The organism is Iodidimonas sp. MBR-22 (genome assembly GCF_029946565.1).
Lineage (GTDB): Bacteria > Pseudomonadota > Alphaproteobacteria > Sphingomonadales > Rhodothalassiaceae > Iodidimonas > Iodidimonas nitroreducens.
The window spans coordinates 1-17,044 of the sequence record NZ_JARKVQ010000026.1; the positions used below are offsets into that span (position 1 = coordinate 1).

Annotated in this window: 18 protein-coding genes and 1 pseudogene; 7 read left to right on the forward strand and 12 right to left on the reverse strand. The window is 54.8% G+C overall.

What is annotated here, in order from left to right; all coding sequences use genetic code 11:
* Positions 1-114: pseudogene (locus tag QK300_RS13630) on the forward strand (IS110 family transposase); the annotation flags it as partial.
* Between the two features lie 58 nt (positions 115-172).
* Here QK300_RS13630 and QK300_RS13205 read toward each other — a convergent pair.
* From QK300_RS13205 to flbT, 4 genes are all read right to left on the reverse strand, one after another.
* On the reverse strand, positions 173-433 hold the full coding sequence (locus QK300_RS13205) for a flagellar protein FlaG (protein WP_281302170.1): 261 nt from the start codon (positions 431-433) through the stop codon (positions 173-175).
* A gap of 276 nt (positions 434-709) precedes the next feature.
* A complete protein-coding gene (locus QK300_RS13210) occupies positions 710-1,975 on the reverse strand; it encodes a flagellin (protein ID WP_281302171.1) in 1,266 nt (421 codons plus the stop codon).
* Between the two features lie 266 nt (positions 1,976-2,241).
* Positions 2,242-2,703: a flagellar biosynthesis regulator FlaF gene (flaF, locus tag QK300_RS13215; RefSeq protein WP_281302172.1), complete on the reverse strand. Its 462-nt coding sequence runs from the start codon at positions 2,701-2,703 to the stop codon at positions 2,242-2,244.
* Entirely contained in the window at positions 2,693-3,088 is a 396-nt protein-coding gene (gene flbT / locus QK300_RS13220; RefSeq protein WP_281302173.1) for a flagellar biosynthesis repressor FlbT, read from the reverse strand. Before flbT ends, flaF begins: the two co-directional genes overlap by 11 nt.
* A gap of 335 nt (positions 3,089-3,423) precedes the next feature.
* On the opposite strand from flbT, the gene QK300_RS13225 reads away from it, so the two are divergent.
* The gene (locus QK300_RS13225) at positions 3,424-4,281 is read left to right on the forward strand and encodes a MoxR family ATPase (protein WP_281302174.1); all 858 of its coding nucleotides are present in this window, start codon (positions 3,424-3,426) and stop codon (positions 4,279-4,281) included.
* Between the two features lie 107 nt (positions 4,282-4,388).
* Here QK300_RS13225 and QK300_RS13230 read toward each other — a convergent pair whose 3' ends face one another.
* The 8 genes from QK300_RS13230 to mazG all read right to left on the reverse strand — a co-directional run bounded on the left by QK300_RS13230 (position 4,389) and on the right by mazG (position 11,942).
* A complete protein-coding gene (locus QK300_RS13230; protein WP_281302175.1) occupies positions 4,389-4,805 on the reverse strand; it encodes a phasin family protein in 417 nt (138 codons plus the stop codon).
* Between the two features lie 112 nt (positions 4,806-4,917).
* Positions 4,918-6,381, reverse strand: a complete 1,464-nt coding sequence (locus QK300_RS13235; RefSeq protein WP_281302176.1) for an NAD-dependent succinate-semialdehyde dehydrogenase — start codon at positions 6,379-6,381, stop codon at positions 4,918-4,920.
* A 42-nt stretch (positions 6,382-6,423) separates the two neighbouring features.
* On the reverse strand, positions 6,424-6,798 hold the full coding sequence (locus QK300_RS13240) for an MTH938/NDUFAF3 family protein (RefSeq protein ID WP_281302177.1): 375 nt from the start codon (positions 6,796-6,798) through the stop codon (positions 6,424-6,426).
* A gap of 55 nt (positions 6,799-6,853) precedes the next feature.
* A complete protein-coding gene (gene secF, locus QK300_RS13245; RefSeq protein WP_281302178.1) occupies positions 6,854-7,828 on the reverse strand; it encodes a protein translocase subunit SecF in 975 nt (324 codons plus the stop codon).
* Between the two features lie 18 nt (positions 7,829-7,846).
* Positions 7,847-9,433 (reverse strand): protein translocase subunit SecD, encoded by a 1,587-nt coding sequence (gene secD, locus QK300_RS13250; RefSeq protein WP_281302179.1) that lies wholly within the window; start codon positions 9,431-9,433, stop codon positions 7,847-7,849.
* Between the two features lie 89 nt (positions 9,434-9,522).
* The gene (gene yajC, locus QK300_RS13255; RefSeq protein WP_281302180.1) at positions 9,523-9,849 is read right to left on the reverse strand and encodes a preprotein translocase subunit YajC; all 327 of its coding nucleotides are present in this window, start codon (positions 9,847-9,849) and stop codon (positions 9,523-9,525) included.
* A 177-nt stretch (positions 9,850-10,026) separates the two neighbouring features.
* The gene (locus tag QK300_RS13260; protein WP_281302181.1) at positions 10,027-11,007 is read right to left on the reverse strand and encodes a M23 family metallopeptidase; all 981 of its coding nucleotides are present in this window, start codon (positions 11,005-11,007) and stop codon (positions 10,027-10,029) included.
* Positions 11,008-11,144: 137 nt separating this feature from the next.
* Complete coding sequence (mazG, locus tag QK300_RS13265; protein WP_281302182.1) at positions 11,145-11,942, reverse strand: nucleoside triphosphate pyrophosphohydrolase; 798 nt, start codon at positions 11,940-11,942, stop codon at positions 11,145-11,147.
* Positions 11,943-12,399: 457 nt separating this feature from the next.
* On the opposite strand from mazG, the gene QK300_RS13270 reads away from it, so the two are divergent.
* The 5 genes from QK300_RS13270 to QK300_RS13290 all read left to right on the forward strand — a co-directional run bounded on the left by QK300_RS13270 (position 12,400) and on the right by QK300_RS13290 (position 16,848).
* Positions 12,400-13,440 carry a glutathione S-transferase family protein gene (locus QK300_RS13270; protein WP_281302183.1) on the forward strand — a complete coding sequence of 347 codons (1,041 nt, stop codon included), beginning with the start codon at positions 12,400-12,402 and terminating at the stop codon, positions 13,438-13,440.
* A gap of 52 nt (positions 13,441-13,492) precedes the next feature.
* Positions 13,493-14,629 (forward strand): acyl-CoA dehydrogenase family protein, encoded by a 1,137-nt coding sequence (locus QK300_RS13275; RefSeq protein ID WP_281302184.1) that lies wholly within the window; start codon positions 13,493-13,495, stop codon positions 14,627-14,629.
* A 93-nt stretch (positions 14,630-14,722) separates the two neighbouring features.
* Positions 14,723-15,154 carry a YccF domain-containing protein gene (locus tag QK300_RS13280; protein WP_281302185.1) on the forward strand — a complete coding sequence of 144 codons (432 nt, stop codon included), beginning with the start codon at positions 14,723-14,725 and terminating at the stop codon, positions 15,152-15,154.
* A gap of 17 nt (positions 15,155-15,171) precedes the next feature.
* On the forward strand, positions 15,172-16,125 hold the full coding sequence (locus tag QK300_RS13285) for a serine protease (protein ID WP_281302186.1): 954 nt from the start codon (positions 15,172-15,174) through the stop codon (positions 16,123-16,125).
* Between the two features lie 87 nt (positions 16,126-16,212).
* Complete coding sequence (locus QK300_RS13290) at positions 16,213-16,848, forward strand: class I SAM-dependent methyltransferase (RefSeq protein WP_281302187.1); 636 nt, start codon at positions 16,213-16,215, stop codon at positions 16,846-16,848.
* Positions 16,849-17,044 lie beyond the last annotated feature (196 nt).

Here is a 17,044-nt window from a genome sequence, read left to right on the forward strand (position 1 = left end):
AACCTCGTCGAAAGAGGAAAACGCAAGATCGTCGCCATAACCGCTCTCATGCGAAAAATCATCGTCATCGCTAACGCTAGAATCAGAGATATGAAAATCCAACAACAGAGTTGATGACGAAAGAGGGGAACGGGGTTACGATTTTTGTGAGGTGACGAACAGAGGAATGGCGCTAGACGGTGGCATCCAGCACAATGCCCTCGGCCTCGCGGATTGAGGAAATGAGTCGCAACACGGTTTCAGGCGGAAACTGGCTGATCACCTCGCCGGTTTCACGGTTCACCGATTGAAAAACCACCCGGCCTGTTTCTTCATCCTGATCGATGCGCAAGCGGGCCATATTGAAATCCTCTCCGATCAAGCGGGAAATGGTTTCTTCGATTTGTGAATCGAGGCTTCCTTCGTCCAAGGGGCGCTCGGGTTCGAAGGACACAATCCGGGATGACCCCTGCACCGCTTGGCTTAGGGGACGCTGATTTTGCGGCCCTTGATTCTGCACGCCGGATTCGGCTGATGCTGAAACCACTGGCGCAACAGACCGCACACGCCCCCCATTCTGGGAAGAGAGCTCAGCCGGCTGAGGGGTGATATTTTGTATATCCATTCTGATCATTGGTAAATTCCCGCCCTCAAGGGCCTGAAAAGCCAGGCCGATGCGGAAAAGAGAAGAAGGGCGGCCACCTTCTGCCGCCGCCCTTCAGGATTTTGCTTAACGGAAGAGGGCCAGGATCGAGCCGGGTGCCTGATTGGCAATGCCCGCAGCCTGAAGACCCAACTGCTGCTGCACCTGCAAGGCCTGCAGATTGGCAGCTTCGCGCGACAGATCGGCATCAACCAGATTACCAATCCCCACTTCGATCGAATCCGACAGATTGGATGCGAATGTGGATTGCAGCTCAACCTGCTGAACGGCAGAGCCAAGCTGGCTGAGGATGGTCCCAACATTCTGCTGGAAATTATCAACAACCGCCACAGCGGAAGAGCGCTGGGCATCATTACTGAAATCAATATCGCGGAGCGCAATATCCGTTGCACCCGGAGTAACCCCGCCAATAGCTGCCGCACCAAAGGCACCCTGCGCGCCTTGAATGACAAGATCGCCAGCGGAAGCCGGGCCCAAGAAGAGCGCTGAAGTGGCAGCAATATCAGGAACCCCATCGGCAGGAGCAGTGTCGGTCGCGCTATCACCCGCCGCCGTTGCGAAGGTAATGGCCCCACCACCAAATGTGATTTCAAAGCTATCGTCAGTGGTGTCGCCCGCTGTTCCAGCATTATTTAAGGTGGCGACAGATACATCGATCGACAGCACACCATTGGCATCGGCAACGATGGCATTCTGATCATCCCCGGCATTTCGCAGGGCAGCCAGAATCGCTTGCTGTTCATCCGAAGTGCCATCGATGGAACCGAGGTTATCCAGAGTACCCAGATCGAAGGTATCAAGGGTGGATGTGGCTGTGGTGCTGTTGGTCCGAAGATCAACACCGGCAACCGAAATCCGGCTGATATCGCCAGCGCGGTTCACACCGGTGATGGCATCAACATTCTGGCCACCGCCATTAACGATATTGACGCCGTTGAATTCAGCCTGCCCAACAATGGAATCGATCTGCGACACAAGGGCCGAAAAATCGCGGTTGAGCGAATCGACCGACGCCTGATCAAGACCGGTATCCTGCACGGAGACGGCAATTTCACGAGCGCTGATCAAAAGATCGGAGACGGCTTCTGCCGCATTCACGCCCACATCAAGGGTGCTGGAAGCACGATCAAGGCTCGACCGTGCGGCATTGATACCGGCAAGATCGGAGCGCTGATTTTGGGCGATCAGGAAGGTGGCTGAATCGTCACGCACAGAAGCAACCTGAAGACCCGTAGAGATACGGTCCTGGGTTGTGGCGAGTTCACGATTGGTTGAGGAGAGAGATTGCAGTGCGAGGAAGGCACCGGCATTGGTATTCACAGAAAAAGCCATTTTGGCATCTCCATTCTGGGGTTTTACCGAGCATTTTGCTCTTGAAGCTTTTTGCTTCGGCTAAGCCTATGCAATGACGATGCCAGTTTTAACGATTGCCGATTTTATATCATAAATTATTGTTTATATGTGATTTTATAGAACTATGCAGATTAAGGATCAAAGTTTCTGGGGAGGGAAATTTTTGCCTATCCGGCAGTTTCTGCCGAGTAATCTTGATTTTTGCGGCAAAATTTGCCGCTCATGGCAAGGGGCAGATCGATCCCTTAACCCACAAGCCCGCCCAGCGGCAGGCCAGATGGCTGGGGCTGATCCCCTTTTTGCTCCGCGCCCGAATGGGCCGTTTCGCGCTGGCGCTTGGCCTCTTCCTGAGTGCGCCTAGCTTGGGCGGCCAGCCCCTCCATAATGATTTTGTTGATTTTAATCAGATCATCGATGGGCATTTCCCCCCGAAACACCCGGCTGGTGGTTTTCGATACATAAATCGACAAAGAAATGATCTGCGCCCGGGTTTCCTTGGGCAAAGAGTTTTCTTCGGCCCCGCAATCAACAGCCAAGGTGGACCACAGCCGCCGGTTCCAATCCAGCGCCTTCATCAGGGCGGCGCCTGACAGCTCCTTCTCCTTTGCCTCGATCAAGGCGCCGGTAACGCGGCCAAACAGGCGATATTCCGTTTGCTGGGGCAGCTCGGCTGCGGCCTGCCTTTGATGATAGGCATCAAGGGACATAATCAAGCCTCTTTTGTTCATAAACAAACAGCTTTTTACAGGTCATCAAAGCCTTGTAATAATGGCTGTTCATCACATCCTGACTGATTTCGACACAGTTTTTCTTTGTTTCCGGATCTTCAACCACCGACATGAATTCGGTCATTCTTGTGATGAATTCCTCGATATATTTGGACCGCCCATCGGGATCGAGATAGCACAGCATGATCGGGAAATAGATGCGCCGCGCCGGGGTATTGGCATCCTGTTCGCGCATGATATCCTTTTCCCGCAGGATCGAGACCTTATTTTGAATAACCAATGACGAACGCCGGTCGCCATTGGCGATCACGGCCCCATTGACCACGAATTTCTCGCCGGGTTTCAGCGATAGCTTGAGTGCCATGAATGTCTCTCCAGATCCGGCTTGGGCATCCTGACCAGATAATGCCCAAGGCTAGGCCATAAGGGGTTTCCGCTCTGTTAAAGGCTGTGAGGAATTTCCACCCCCGCGCAACCTTTCTTCATTGATTTTAAACATGATCCCTTCATCGACACAATCATCAGGCTAAAGATCAGCAAAACTTGTGCCAAACCAGCCGCCCTACAGGCATTGGCAGGATGGCAGGCGCGGGAGAGCCGCCAAGGCTTGTCACATCCTTGTTCCATGCTTAGCCTGCTGCTAACACATCCAAAGACCTTATTTTCAGCCAAAGACCCTATGCTTAGAAAGACAGCCAGATGAAAACTTCCGGTCAATTTACGGGAACGGATCGCTATGTTAGCACCGATGACCTGACGATTGCGGTGAATGCCGCAGCGCGCCTTGGTCGTCCTTTATTGGTGAAGGGGGAACCGGGCACCGGAAAATCGGTTCTGGCACAGGAAGTGGCCCGGGCTTTTGGCCGCCCCCTGATTGAATGGCATGTGAAATCCACGACCAAGGCGCAGCAGGGCCTTTATGAATATGATGCGGTTTCACGTTTGCGTGATAGCCAGTTGGGCGATCCCCGGGTGAGCGATATTCGGCATTATATCAAACGCGGAAAGCTGTGGGAGGCATTTGTTGCCGAGGAACAGCCCATTTTGCTGATCGATGAGATCGACAAGGCGGATATCGAATTTCCCAATGATCTGCTTTTAGAACTGGATCGCATGGAATTTCATGTTTACGAAACCGGGGAAACCATTCGCGCTGAAAAACGGCCGATTGTGATCATCACATCCAATAATGAAAAAGAACTGCCGGATGCTTTTTTGCGGCGCTGCTTTTTCCATTATATCCGCTTTCCCGATCGCCAAACCATGCTTCAGATCATCGATGTGCATTATCCCGGCCTGCAAAAACGCCTGGTTCATGATGCCCTTACCATTTTTTACGATGTGCGCGACGTGCCGGGGCTGAAGAAAAAACCATCAACCTCGGAATTGCTTGATTGGCTCAAGCTTTTGATGTCGGAAGATCTGCCGCCCGATGCCTTGAAAAGCGGTGCGGGTAAAAGTGCCATTCCCCCTTTGCATGGGGCCCTTTTGAAAAACGAACATGATGTGGCTTTGTTCGAGCGGCTGGCTTTCCTTAATCGCCGCGAACAGCGCTGAAGATACGAAAAAGCCCGGATAGCCTTTATAAGGTCATCCGGGCTTTGGTCTTTTGAAGATCAAACCATCAGCGGGGTTACACAATCATCCCCGCATCTGATCCATGATCAGTTGGCTTTAACGGCCTTCAATTCATCAACGGTTTCGGTGAAGCGCTTTTGGATCACACCAAAGGCATCACGGTTCACATTGAGGGCAAGTTCCGACACTTCGCGGAAACCATCAAAGCCTTTGCGGGCCACATCCTGAGCAAATTCAGCTTGCTTGCTGGCATTGGCTTCGGGAGTTTTGCCGTTCAGCACTTCGGTGGCAACGCCTGAAGCATCTTCAAAAACGGTGCGGACGAAAGCGACCTGCTTTTCAGAAACCGTCTTGTAGCCTTCAAAGGCGACGCGATTGGCTTCGATCAGGGCTTCAACATTCTTGCGTTGGGCTTCAACGATTGCGTTGACATCAAAATTCGGGGTCTTGAACAGAGAAGCAAAAGCATTCTCGGGGGCATCGATTTTACGGGTGGTTGCCATGTCTGCGCTCCATAACGAGGTGAATATGATTGCTGCACTGCAACAACACGACTGATATGGGCTTGCTTGCCGGACTTGTCAAGCGATTTTTGTGCATTGCACCATTTTTCGTTCACAGGCCAAGGCACAGGAATTTGGTTTCCAGATATTCATCGATCCCTTCATGCCCCCCTTCCCGACCCAAACCGGATTCCTTGATCCCGCCAAAGGGCGCGACTTCGGTCGAGAAAACACCGGTATTCACCGCCACGATGCCGGTTTCCAAGGCTTCGGCGGCACGAAAAATCCGCCCCAGATCCCGGCTATAGAAATAAGAGGCGAGGCCAAAAGGCGTATCATTGGCCAAAGAAATGGCTTCATCATCGGTTTCAAATGAGAAAACCGGCGCCACCGGGCCAAAGGTTTCTTCACCATAAAGCTGCATATCGGTTGTGGCATCGACAATCACCGTGGGCTGGAAAAATGTGCCGCCCAAAGCATGAGGGGCCCCACCGCTAAGGATGCGCCCGCCTTTGGCTTTGGCATCGTCCACATGGCGCTGCACCTTTTCAAGGGCCGCTTGATTGATCAGGGGGCCCTGGGTCACGCCCGCTTCGGTGCCAACCCCAACCTTTAAGGATGCAACGGCCTGGGCTAGCTTTTGAGTGAAATCATCATAAACCCCGGCCTGCACGAAAATCCGATTGGCACAAACGCAGGTTTGCCCGGTATTGCGGAATTTCGAAGCCATCACCCCATCCACGGCAGCATCGATATCGGCATCATCAAAAACGATGAAGGGCGCATTGCCGCCCAATTCCAAGCTCATTTTCTTGACGCTATCCGCCGCCTGACGCATCAAAAGCTTACCCACTTGGGTGGAACCGGTGAAGCTGATCTTGCGCACCAGATCACTGGCCATCAAGGCCCCGCCCACAATGGCCGGTTTGCCGGTGACGATATTCAAAACCCCAGCAGGCACCCCCGCTTCGGCCGCCAGCCAGCCAAGAGCAAGGGCGGTGAGCGGCGTATCTTCGGCAGGCTTTGCCACCATCGCACAGCCCGCAGCCAGCGCCGGGCCGGCTTTCCGCGTGAGCATGGCCGCCGGAAAATTCCACGGCGTGATCGCGGCCACAACCCCCACAGGCTGCTTTAAAACCAGCAAACGCCGATCATTTTTCTGCTGCGGGATGGTCCGCCCATAAACCCGCTTGGCTTCTTCGGCAAACCATTCGATGAAACTGGCAGCATAGGCCACTTCGCCCCGCGCTTCGGCCAGTGGCTTGCCTTGTTCCGTGGTCATCAGCAACGCCAGATCATCGGCATTTTCATGGATCAGTTCAAACCAGCGGCGCAAAATAGCGCTGCGTTCCTGCGCGGGCCGTGCCGCCCATTCTTTTTGAGCTTTCGCCGCACCCTTGATCGCCAGATCCACCTCATCGGCGGAAAGGCTGGGCACGCTGGCGATAACCTGCTGATTGGCGGGATTGAGCACATCGAAACGATCCCCCGATGCGGCATCCATCCATTGGCCATTGACAAAAGTCTGCTGTCTTAGCAATTGGCGGTTTTGAAGCGCGATAATGTCATTCAGCATGATGGCCTGCTCCTGTCAGAAATCAAATGCGTGATCGAAAAATCACAATGGAAAAAGAACAGCCCCAACCCGGCGTTCTTCCGCTAAAAGCACATTAAAGGTGCGCGCCGCTGCCCCGCTATCCATGATATCGAGAGATAGCCCCTGATCTATGGCCCATATACGCACATCATCGGGTAATGTGGAGGCGGCACCGCCGGTGCCCACAAGTACAATATCCATAGTCTGCAAAAAAGGCAGGAGCCTGGCAAGATTTTCAGGCTTCAAGCGGTTCAAATCCGGCTGATCGAAGCCCCTGATGGTATCGGGAGTTACCATCACAGGGCCGGATAAAACCCTGTCGCCAAAGCTGAAACTGCCCGGTCCATAAGCCGTGACAAACGGTTTTCCGCTGCCTTTGATTTCGGTGATTTCCATAAGACTAAACCCTTTTCCGGGATTGGACTGCGGGCCGCCTGAAGGGGGAGCAGGATTAAGGGGCTGGAACGTTCGTAAGATTGCCATCCCCATCCTGATCAGGGTCCTGATCTTTTTCATCACCGATGAAAGCCGTGCTGCGCAGGTGAAGCAGGATCAAAACCGGCGAGGCGATGAAGATCGAGGAATAGGTGCCGATCACGATCCCCCAGATCATCGCAGCCGTAAAGCCCTGGATCACCGGGCCGCCAAAGAAATAAAGAGCAAACAAGGCGATCAATGTGGTCAAGGAGGTCATCACCGTGCGTGAAAGGGTGTCATTGATCGAACGATCAATCAGCTCAGGCAAGGGCATTTTTCGGTATTTACGCATATTTTCGCGCACACGATCATAAACCACCACTGTATCATTCAACGAATAGCCCACAATGGTGAGGATAGCGGCGATAATCGAAAGATTGAAATCAAGCTGGGTGATCGAGAAAAATCCCACTGTTAAAAGCACATCATGCACCAGCGCGATCACGGCGCCCAGGCCAAACTGCCATTCAAAACGAAACCAGATATAAACGAGAACGGCCGCCACCGATAAGCTCACGGCCAAGATACCATCGCGCGCCAGTTCCGATGAAACCTTGGGGCCGATGAAGCTGGTTGAACGGATGGAGACCCCCTCGATATTGGTTTGCAAGGCATTTTCCACCCTGATCTGAGCTTCTTTTTGCGCTTCTTCACCGCCGGGCTGTTCCTGAAAGCGGATCAGCACATCGCGCGGCTCACCAAATTCCTGAACGCTGACATCCCCCAGATCGAGCTTTTCAAGGATCGCACGGATATTCCCAATATTAGCCGGTTCCGGGGTCAGGATTTCAATCGTGGACCCGCCGATGAAATCGATCCCCAGATTGAGACCCCGGCTGAAAAACAAGGCCGCCGAGGCCATGATGAGCACAACCGACAGCACATAAGCAAAGCTGCGGATCTTCATGAAGGGGATATGTGTATTATCCGGGACAAGCTTTAAAAGCATAAGGATTTTCCAGACCGATCAGATCGGCAAACGCTGCGGACGACGCCGGCGCAGCCAGATAACAAGAAACAACCGCGTGAGCAGCAAAGCGGTAAAGACCGAAGTGATGATCCCGATCCCCAAAGTCACTGCAAAGCCGCGCACCGGGCCAGAGCCAAATTGAAAGAGCAGGAAAGCGGCGATGAAGGTGGTGATATTGGCATCCAAAATCGTGCTCAGGGCCTGTTGATAGCCTGCCTCAACAGCGCGCATGGGGCCGCGCCCGGCGATGGCTTCTTCCTTGATCCGTTCAAAAACAAGGACATTGGCATCCACCGCCATCCCGATGGTGAGCACGATCCCGGCGATTCCGGGAAGGGTCAGCGTTGCCCCCAATGTTGAAAGCGCACCCAGAATGAGCGCGATATTGACCATCAGGGCCACATTCGCCGCCAGACCAAACCAGCCATAGGTCACGAAAATAAAGAGCACCACAAAGCTTAAGCCCAAAAGACCGGCAATTTCACCGGCTTCGATGGAGTCTTTGCCCAGATCGGGACCCACCGTGCGTTCTTCCATGATGGTGAGGGGGGCGGGCAGCGCCCCGGCACGCAGCAGGATCGCCAGATTATTGGCACCCTCAACCGTGAAATTGCCAAAAATGCGCCCGGCACCACCCAGAATAGGCTCCTGAATATTGGGGGCGGAGATGATTGCATCATCCAATACGATGGCAAAGCGGCGATTGACATTTTCCCGGGTAATATCGGCAAAGCGCCGACCGCCCGTGGAATCAAAACGGAAATTCACCACCGGTCGACTTGATTCATCAAAACCCACCGAGGCATCCACCAGATTTTCCCCGGTCAGGCGGGCGCGCCGTTCAAGCACCAGAATTTCGCCGGTATCTTGCGAAGGAAGCGACATGAAACCGGGGGGCGGACGATTGGGATCACCCTGAGCATTGACCATATGAAAAGTGAGCTTGGCAGTTGTTTCAAGGAGCGAGCGCAATTGCTGGCTATCCTGCAGGCCCGGCACCTGCACCAGAATCCGATCAGCCCCCTGCCGCTGAATGGTTGGCTCGCGCGTGCCCATTTCATCCACACGCCGACGCACGATTTCGAGTGATTGTTCCACCGCCCCGCTGATCCGCGACCGGATCGCCGCCTCGGTGAGCGTGGCCGTGATCAGCCCGTTCGCCTCAGTATCAACCTCGATATTGCGCGACAAAACAGCCCCAAAACCCTGGCCATCACCCACCGGCACCGCCTGATCGCGGATCACCGAAAGGGCATCGGCGCGCTGTGTTTCATCACGCACCCGCACATGGATAGAGCGCCCCTGCGGCTCGATGCTCGCCAATATGCGCTGCGCGCGCAAGGCATCGCGGATTTGCCCTTCCAGATTGACGATCTGCTCTGCCACCACAGCATCGCCATCCACCTCAAGCAGCATGTGCGATCCGCCTTGCAGATCAAGCCCCAGGGTCAGCTTGCTACTGGGCAAAAAGCCGGGCAGTGCTGCCACCTGCTCATCGCTGAGCAGATTTGGCAAAGCCGCCAGCATTCCGATGAAGCTGATCAGCAAAACAAAAGCAATTTTCCATGGTGGAAAGTCAAGCATGGCAGATTGATCCCAATCGGGGGTATCAGCGGCAAAGGCTGATCGAACATGTCATATAGATCTGAAGCCAGCGGATAAAAGGCCCCGGATCAATTCTCGGCAGGTTCCGCCTTATTCCGCACCTCGGCAATGGTCCCGCGCACCACCCGCAAGCGCACACCTTCTGACACCTCGACCTGAAGCTCATCATCGGCGACTTTGGTCACCTTGCCGATCAGCCCACCCGATGTCACCACAGTATCCCCACGGCGAATAGCGGCGATGAGATTGCGATGCTCTTTTAAACGCTTCTGCTGCGGCCGGATCAGCAGAAAATAGAAAATCAACATGATCAGGGCCAGCGGAAGCAGCATTTCCAAAAGACCACCCCCGGAAGCGCCGCCTGCGGATTGTGCATAAGCAGTTGATATCAGCATGAAAAAACCCATTTCCATCAAGTTGAGGCCTCCTGCCCGCATCGGCAGCCGGGATCAGCGTGAACCCGGCTTTTCACCATGTAGCACAGGAAAGACCGTGGCTATATGGAGGCGGACTATAAAGCCAGCCCCTATGATTGCAACATCATTAGGATCAGGATCCATTAAAAACGCCGCTTAACGCGCATCGGCGCTGATCTGTGGCAGATAGCGCAAAGGATCTGACGCTTTTGTGCCCTTGCGCACCTCGAAATGCAATTGCGGTTCCGTCACCCCACCGGTGGAGCCGACCCGGGCGATCATCTGCCCGCGCTTCACCGCGGCCCCGCGCTCCACCAGCAATTCATCATTATGGCCATAGGCCGTCACCCAATCATCGGCATGGCGAATGAGAATGAGATTGCCAAATCCGCGCAAACCTGATCCAGCATAGGCCACAATGCCGCTTTCCGAAGCCCGCACCGGCGCACCTTTGGGGGCCCGAATATTGATCCCATCATTGCGCAATCCCCCTTCTTTGGGGCCAAAACGCGAGATCACAGTTCCCGTAACCGGCCAATCAAAGCCAGACCCGGTGCGCGGCGGCGGGGTGGCCAGACTGCGTGAAGGCCGCGATGCCACCGTTAATTCCTCGGTCCGGCCCGATGGCACCACAAGGATCTGGCCAATCCGCAAAAGATAAGGCGGCGCCAATTGATTGATACTGGCCAATTGGCGCACATCAAGATCATGTTTTTGCGCAATGGAATAAACTGTATCGCCGCGCTGCACCACATGCGATCGCCGCCCCGGCAGAACAAGCTTTTGCCCCACCGCCAAAGCATAAGGCGGACGCAAATCATTCACCGCCACAAAATCAGACAAAGGAACACCATGCGCCCGGGCCAGGCCATAAACCGTATCGCCCCGGCGCACCTCGATCTCGCCTGCGGTTATCCCTGTTCTTGTGGTTCCTGATCGTGCCGTGGATGGGGTGCGTGGCCGGGCGGCCACCACGCGGCTATCCGCCCGATTTGTGACACTGGCAGCAGCATAGCGATTGGGGGCGGGGGGTTTTAAGGTTGGCCGGGGCACGGGGATGGGGGAATTACGCACTGCATAAACCGGCTCCACCGCCCAATAGGGCCGATTGCCACCAGCCACATAACAAGCGGACACGCTAAAACACAGGACCAAAAGCCATGCTCTTTGTGGCCAATTTCGCGCGGCATCTTTCATGCCCCGATGATACGAATCGCGCCATATCAATGCAATCAATTAAACAATGTAGAAAATTTTCGGATGAAATCCGGCGATCAGGCTTCTTCTTCGCTTTTGGCCCGTTGCCATAAATGTTCCATTTCCTCAAGATCGGATTGCTCCGGCCCTCGCCCATCTTTTGCCAGAAAGGCTTCTATCCGCTTGAAACGCCGCTCGAATTTGCGATTGGCACTGGCCATGGCATCCTCTGGATCATGGCCAAGCTTGCGGCTGAGATTGATACAGGTGAAAAACAGATCGCCCAATTCCTCAAGCACCCGGGCATCGCCTTCCACATTTTTATAAGCCTGCTCCACCTCGCCAAGCTCTTCAGAGACTTTTGCCAAAACATCTGCGGGATCATCCCAATCAAAACCCACCCGCGCCGCGCGCTTTTGCAATTTCAGCGCCCGCTGGCTTGCCGGCAGGCTTTTCGCCACCCCATCAAGGGCGCTGAGGGTGCGGCCTTCGGCTTTGGCTTTCTCGGCGCGCTCGGTGGCTTTCAGGCTTTCCCAAGCCTGCAATTGCGCCTCGGCATCCGCCATCCTTTCCCCTGCAAAAACATGAGGATGACGGCGGATCATCTTAGCGCAAATGGCATCCACCACATCCTTGAAATCAAAGGCATCGCATTCTTTGGCCATCTGGGCATGAAACACCACCTGAAAGAGCAAATCGCCCAATTCATCCTTTAATTCATCGAAAGCGCGGCGTTCGATGGCATCGGCCACCTCATAGGCTTCTTCGATGGTAAAGCTTGCGATTGATTTGAAATCCTGGGCCCGATCCCAAGGACAGCCGCTTTCGGGGGCACGCAAAGCGGCCATGATGTTGAGCAGTTTTTCGATATTCATCGTCACGTCATCCTAAAATCAGAGGCAAAAAGCTTATCGCTGTCATGCACTGGCAACAAGAGATGCTCCACCGTTGCCCCACCCTTTCCACACCTTGGCCGATCCGATGCTTGACCCGATTGCTAGGCTGGCGCAGTTTGCAGAACATCTAGGGTCAGGATCCATTAAGCACGCCTTCGAGGTTTGAAGCAGAACGGCTCAGTGCAAGGAGGAGAGGTGCAGGAATATGTCGATATTTCAAGCCGATCCGACGCTGCAATGAGCCGTTCTGGTCAAATCCCGCAGGGACGCCGGAATGACGTCCATCTCGAACAGAGAGGCGCTTGGAAAGGCAGCCAGCCTTCCCTGCACGCCTCTCCGTCCGATCTGTTTGTCCTTCCGTCGCCTCGAAGGTGCGGTTAGTGGGTCCTGACCCTAAACAACTGAACAAACCGGCGATCTGTGGGAGCCTATAAATATGACCGCGAGCTATATCGTTTATGGCATGGATGCATCCTATTTCACGCAAAAGATATTGGCGCTTTTTGCCTATAAGGAAATTCCCACCGATTACCGCAAGAAATCGATCCATGTGCGGGCCGAGGTGGAGCGGCGATCAGGCACCCATATGATGCCGGTGGTGGTGACCCCTGAAGATCAATGGCTTTGGGATTCCACCCCCATTGCCTTTGAAATGGATAAAAGATTTCCCGCAAGCACCACCCTGCCCGATGCGCCCCTTGGCCGGATCATGGCGCGCATTTTAGAAGATTTCTTTGATGAATGGACCGTGCGCGCCGCCGTTTTCTACCGCTGGAACGATCCATCGGATATCGATCATTCCGGCACCGCGCTCGCCCGGGATGCGGTGGGCATTCCCGCCCATCAGCCCCTTGATGCCGAAGGTGAAAAGCTGGTGCGATCTGCCCGCGATATGATCCAGAACTGGGCCATGGGGGTGCGCCAGAAAATGGATGCCGGCCCCGATGCCTTGGCGGAAATCGAAGGGGAATGGAGCCGCCTTGCAACCCTTTTAGGCCAGCATTTCGCGCAATCGGATTTTTTGCTTGGCCCGCGCCCCTGTCTCGCTGATTTTGCTTTACAAGGGGCCCTGACCGCGCATTTTCTGTTTGATCCCACGCCCCGCGCCCTTGCCGAAAGCTTGGCCCCCGATCTGATAGCCTATCAAAAGCGCATGGCTGCGGCCCGGGCATCGGATCTGGCCGATGGCTGGCCCGATTTTACAAGCGTTCCGGAAACGCTGGCCCCGCTTTTGCAGCAGATCGGTCTCAGCTTTCATGCCTATCTCATCGGCAATCACCGCGCTCTGGCAGCGGGAGAGACCTCAGTCGATATGGATTTGGGCTATGGGCCGCGATCCATCATCGCCCGCCCCTATAGCGAGAAAACACGGCGCGAAACAGCAAAGGATCTGGCCGCCCTCGATGCCCCGGCCCGTGCGCTGGTCGAACAAAATCTGGCGCCCTTGGGGGTTTTAGAGGCTTATCAGCTTCCCTGATCGCCTTTAAACTCCTGCCATCTTTTCACGTTAATTCAGGATATGATGCACGATGATCCCCAACCAGGAACAAGCCATGATCCGCGATATGGCCCGGGCCTTTGCGCAGGAAAAAATCGCCCCCTTTGCCGATCAATGGGCGCGGGATGGCCGGGTGCCCCAAGCTGTTTTAGATGAAATGGGGCAGCTTGGCCTGATGGGCATGACCATCGCCGAAGACCATGGCGGGGCCGGAACCGATATGGTTTCCTATGCCTTGGCTTTGATGGAAATCGCCGCCGGGGATGGCGGACTATCAACGATTATGAGCGTCAATAATTCGCCGGTTTGTGCCGCCATCGCAGGGGCTGGCAATGCAGATCAAAAAGAAACATGGCTGCAAAAACTGGCGCGCGGAGACTGTATCGGCGCCTTTTGCCTCACCGAACCACAAGCCGGTTCCGATGCCGGGGCCTTGAAAACCAAAGCCCGCCGCACCCAAACGGGCTGGGTTTTAAACGGCACCAAACAGTTCATCACATCGGGCAGCATTGCTAAGGTGGCCATCATTTTTGCCGTTACCGATCCTGATGCCGGAAAACGCGGGATTTCCGCTTTTCTGGTGCCCACCAGCACCCCGGGATTTATTGTCTCGCGCATTGAAGAAAAGCTGGGGCAATCCTCATCCGATACCGCCCAGATCATCTTCGATGAAATGAGCATTCCCGAAAGCTGCCTTTTGGGCGATGAAAATCAGGGCTATCGTCTGGCTTTGATGAATCTGGAAAGCGGGCGCATCGGCATTGCCGCCCAATCGGTGGGCATGGCCCAGGCGGCCCTTGCCCATGCCCTTCACTATGCAAAAGAACGCATCAGCTTTGGCAAAGCCATCGCCCAGCATCAGGCGGTGGGTTTTCGTCTGTCTGATATGGCGACCAAGCTCGAAGCTTCGCGCCAGCTTGTGCTGCACGCAGCATCCCTCAAAGATGCCGGGCTGCCCTGCCTCAAGGAAGCCTCGATGGCCAAGCTTTTTGCCTCTGAAGCTGCGGAAAGCATCTGTTCCGATGCGATCCAGACCTTGGGCGGCTATGGCTATCTGAAGGATTATCCGGTGGAGCGGATCTATCGTGATGTTAAGGTTTGCCAGATTTATGAAGGCACATCGGATATCCAAAAGCTGGTGATTAACCGCCAGATGATGGCATCATAGCCCTTTAGAAGGATTGGACGAAAAATAAACATTGTGAAACGGGTTTTTCGTATTATATCTATCCGATATATTACTGCTGATAAAGGATGACCGATGATCCGTTTAATTCTCAATGTTTTCTGGCTGATTTTTGGGGGCATCGAACTGGCGCTGGCCTGGTGGGTTGCGGCGCTTGTTTTTGCGGTCACCATCATCGGCCTGCCCTGGGCGCGCAGTGCCTTTAATATCGGGCTTTATAATCTGTGGCCATTCGGTTCGGAAGCCGTGCGCCGGGATGATTATTCGGGGCATGAGGATATCGGCACCGGGGCTTTAGGGTTTTTGGGCAATATCATCTGGTTTCTGCTGGCGGGCTGGTGGCTGGCGATCGGCCATATTCTGATCGGCATTTTCTGGGCCATCACCATCATCGGCCTGCCTTTTGCCTATGTGCATTTCAAACTGGTGCCCATCACCCTCTTCCCGGTGGGAATGCGGATCGTATCCAAGGATGCATCCATCCGCCCTTATCCGCCGCGCCCATAAACGCCTGGAAGGATGCGATGATCGAAAAGACGATAGCAGGCATGATCATCCTGATCGCCTTGGGCATGACAGGCTGGGGCGCGGCATCCAGCCATGCCCAAAGCATTGACGCAGCCAAAACCGAGGCATCATCCCCCACCGTTTTCTGCCATGATGAAGCCCGCAAGATCATCCAGACTACCTTGCGCGGCGCCTGCGCTGGCACCATCCTCAGCACCGAAGAGGCGGAAAGCATTCGCCAAAACATTCTCCGCGAGCGCGCCCGGCGGGCCAGGGATCTGAAGCCCGATGCCCGCGCCTCACCCGCCTTGGCCAAGCGCTTTGGAACAGCTTTTGCGGTGAATGATCAGGGCCAGTTTCTCAGCGCCCGCCATGTGGTGGAGGGCTGCACCGCTTTATTCATCGCCGATGCAAAAGGCAATCGCTGGCCCGCCAGCATCGCCGCCCTTGATCCCGATCTTGATATGGCTCTGTTGGAAAGTGCCGTCGATCCTGCGCCCGAAGCGTCTGCCCCCGTCGCATTTGATCAAGTGATATTTCGCGCCGCCCTGCCCGGCATAGATGAACCGGTGATGGCCGTGGGCTTTCCTGAACAGGGGCTGCCGCGCATTCGGCCTGATCGCCGCAAAGGGCAAATCTCGGCCCTAAGCGATCAGGGGCCGGATCGCAAAACCCCCTTTTATCTCGCCTTTAAAGCCTCGGTCAGGGGCGGGAATAGCGGCGGACCGCTTTTTGATGAAGCGGGCTATGTCAGCGGCATGGTCATCGCCAAGGTGAATACGGCGGCCATTTTCCAAACATCGGGCACCCTTGTGCGCAACACCGCCTTTGCCATATCGGCACCGGTTTTGATGCGCTTTTTAAGCGATCATAAAGCCCCCTTTCGGCTTCAAAATGATCAGGATGTGCCGCCAGCCCCCTCCGGGGATGATGGACAAAAGGCGGTCGGACGGGTGATCTGCCAGCCCTGAGATTGGCAAAAAACCTGCTTCATTTGAATTTACAGGGCAAAGCCGTTTATAATCCGGTGTCTGTTCATCATTCATCAGGAGTTGATCATGGTCAATGATAGCCATTTAAAACGCGCCTATGCCCTTAAAAATCCGAAGGATGCCGAAGCGCTCTATCGGGATTGGGCGGCCAGCTATGATAAGGATGTGGTTGATGGGCTTGGCTATGTTGCCCCTCAGGAAAGCGTGAAGGTTTTGCTGAGCCATCTGAAGGGGCATGAAAAAACCATCATCGATGTAGGCTGCGGCACCGGGCTTGTGGGCGATGTGATCCAGAATGAGCATCCCATGGTTTGCGATGGCCTCGATCTCTCCCCGGAAATGCTTGATATTGCCCGCCGTCGCGGCTCTTACCGCACTTTATTGACCGGCGATCTTACCGCTCGTCTTGATCTCGAGGATGATTTTTATGATGCCGCCATTTGCGTGGGTACTTTCACCAGCGGCCATGTGGGGCCCGATGGCTTACGCGAAATCATTCGGATCACCAAACCCGGTGGCATCATATGTTTTACGGTCAATCAAAATGTCTATGAAGATCAAGGCTATGATCAGGCGTTATCCGCTTTGGAAGAAGAAGGGCTGTGCCACCGGATCGAACAGCACGAAATGGATTATATCCCCAAAGAAGGCCTGCACGCCCAGGTGATCACCATCGGCGTGCCCGAGGTGGCAAAGAATTGACCCCGGCTCGGGGGCCGGGGTGACGAATGAAATTGGGCCGGGGTGATGGGCTTAATGTTGCACGCTCGTAACATACGTCATCCCGGGCGCGGTGCAGCCCGGAGGGGTACGCCGCAGAGCCGGCAACTGTGTTATTGGTTCATGGATGGAATGGTTTTTTATCGCGGATGATTGCATTTGCGGTGACGAGGATTTT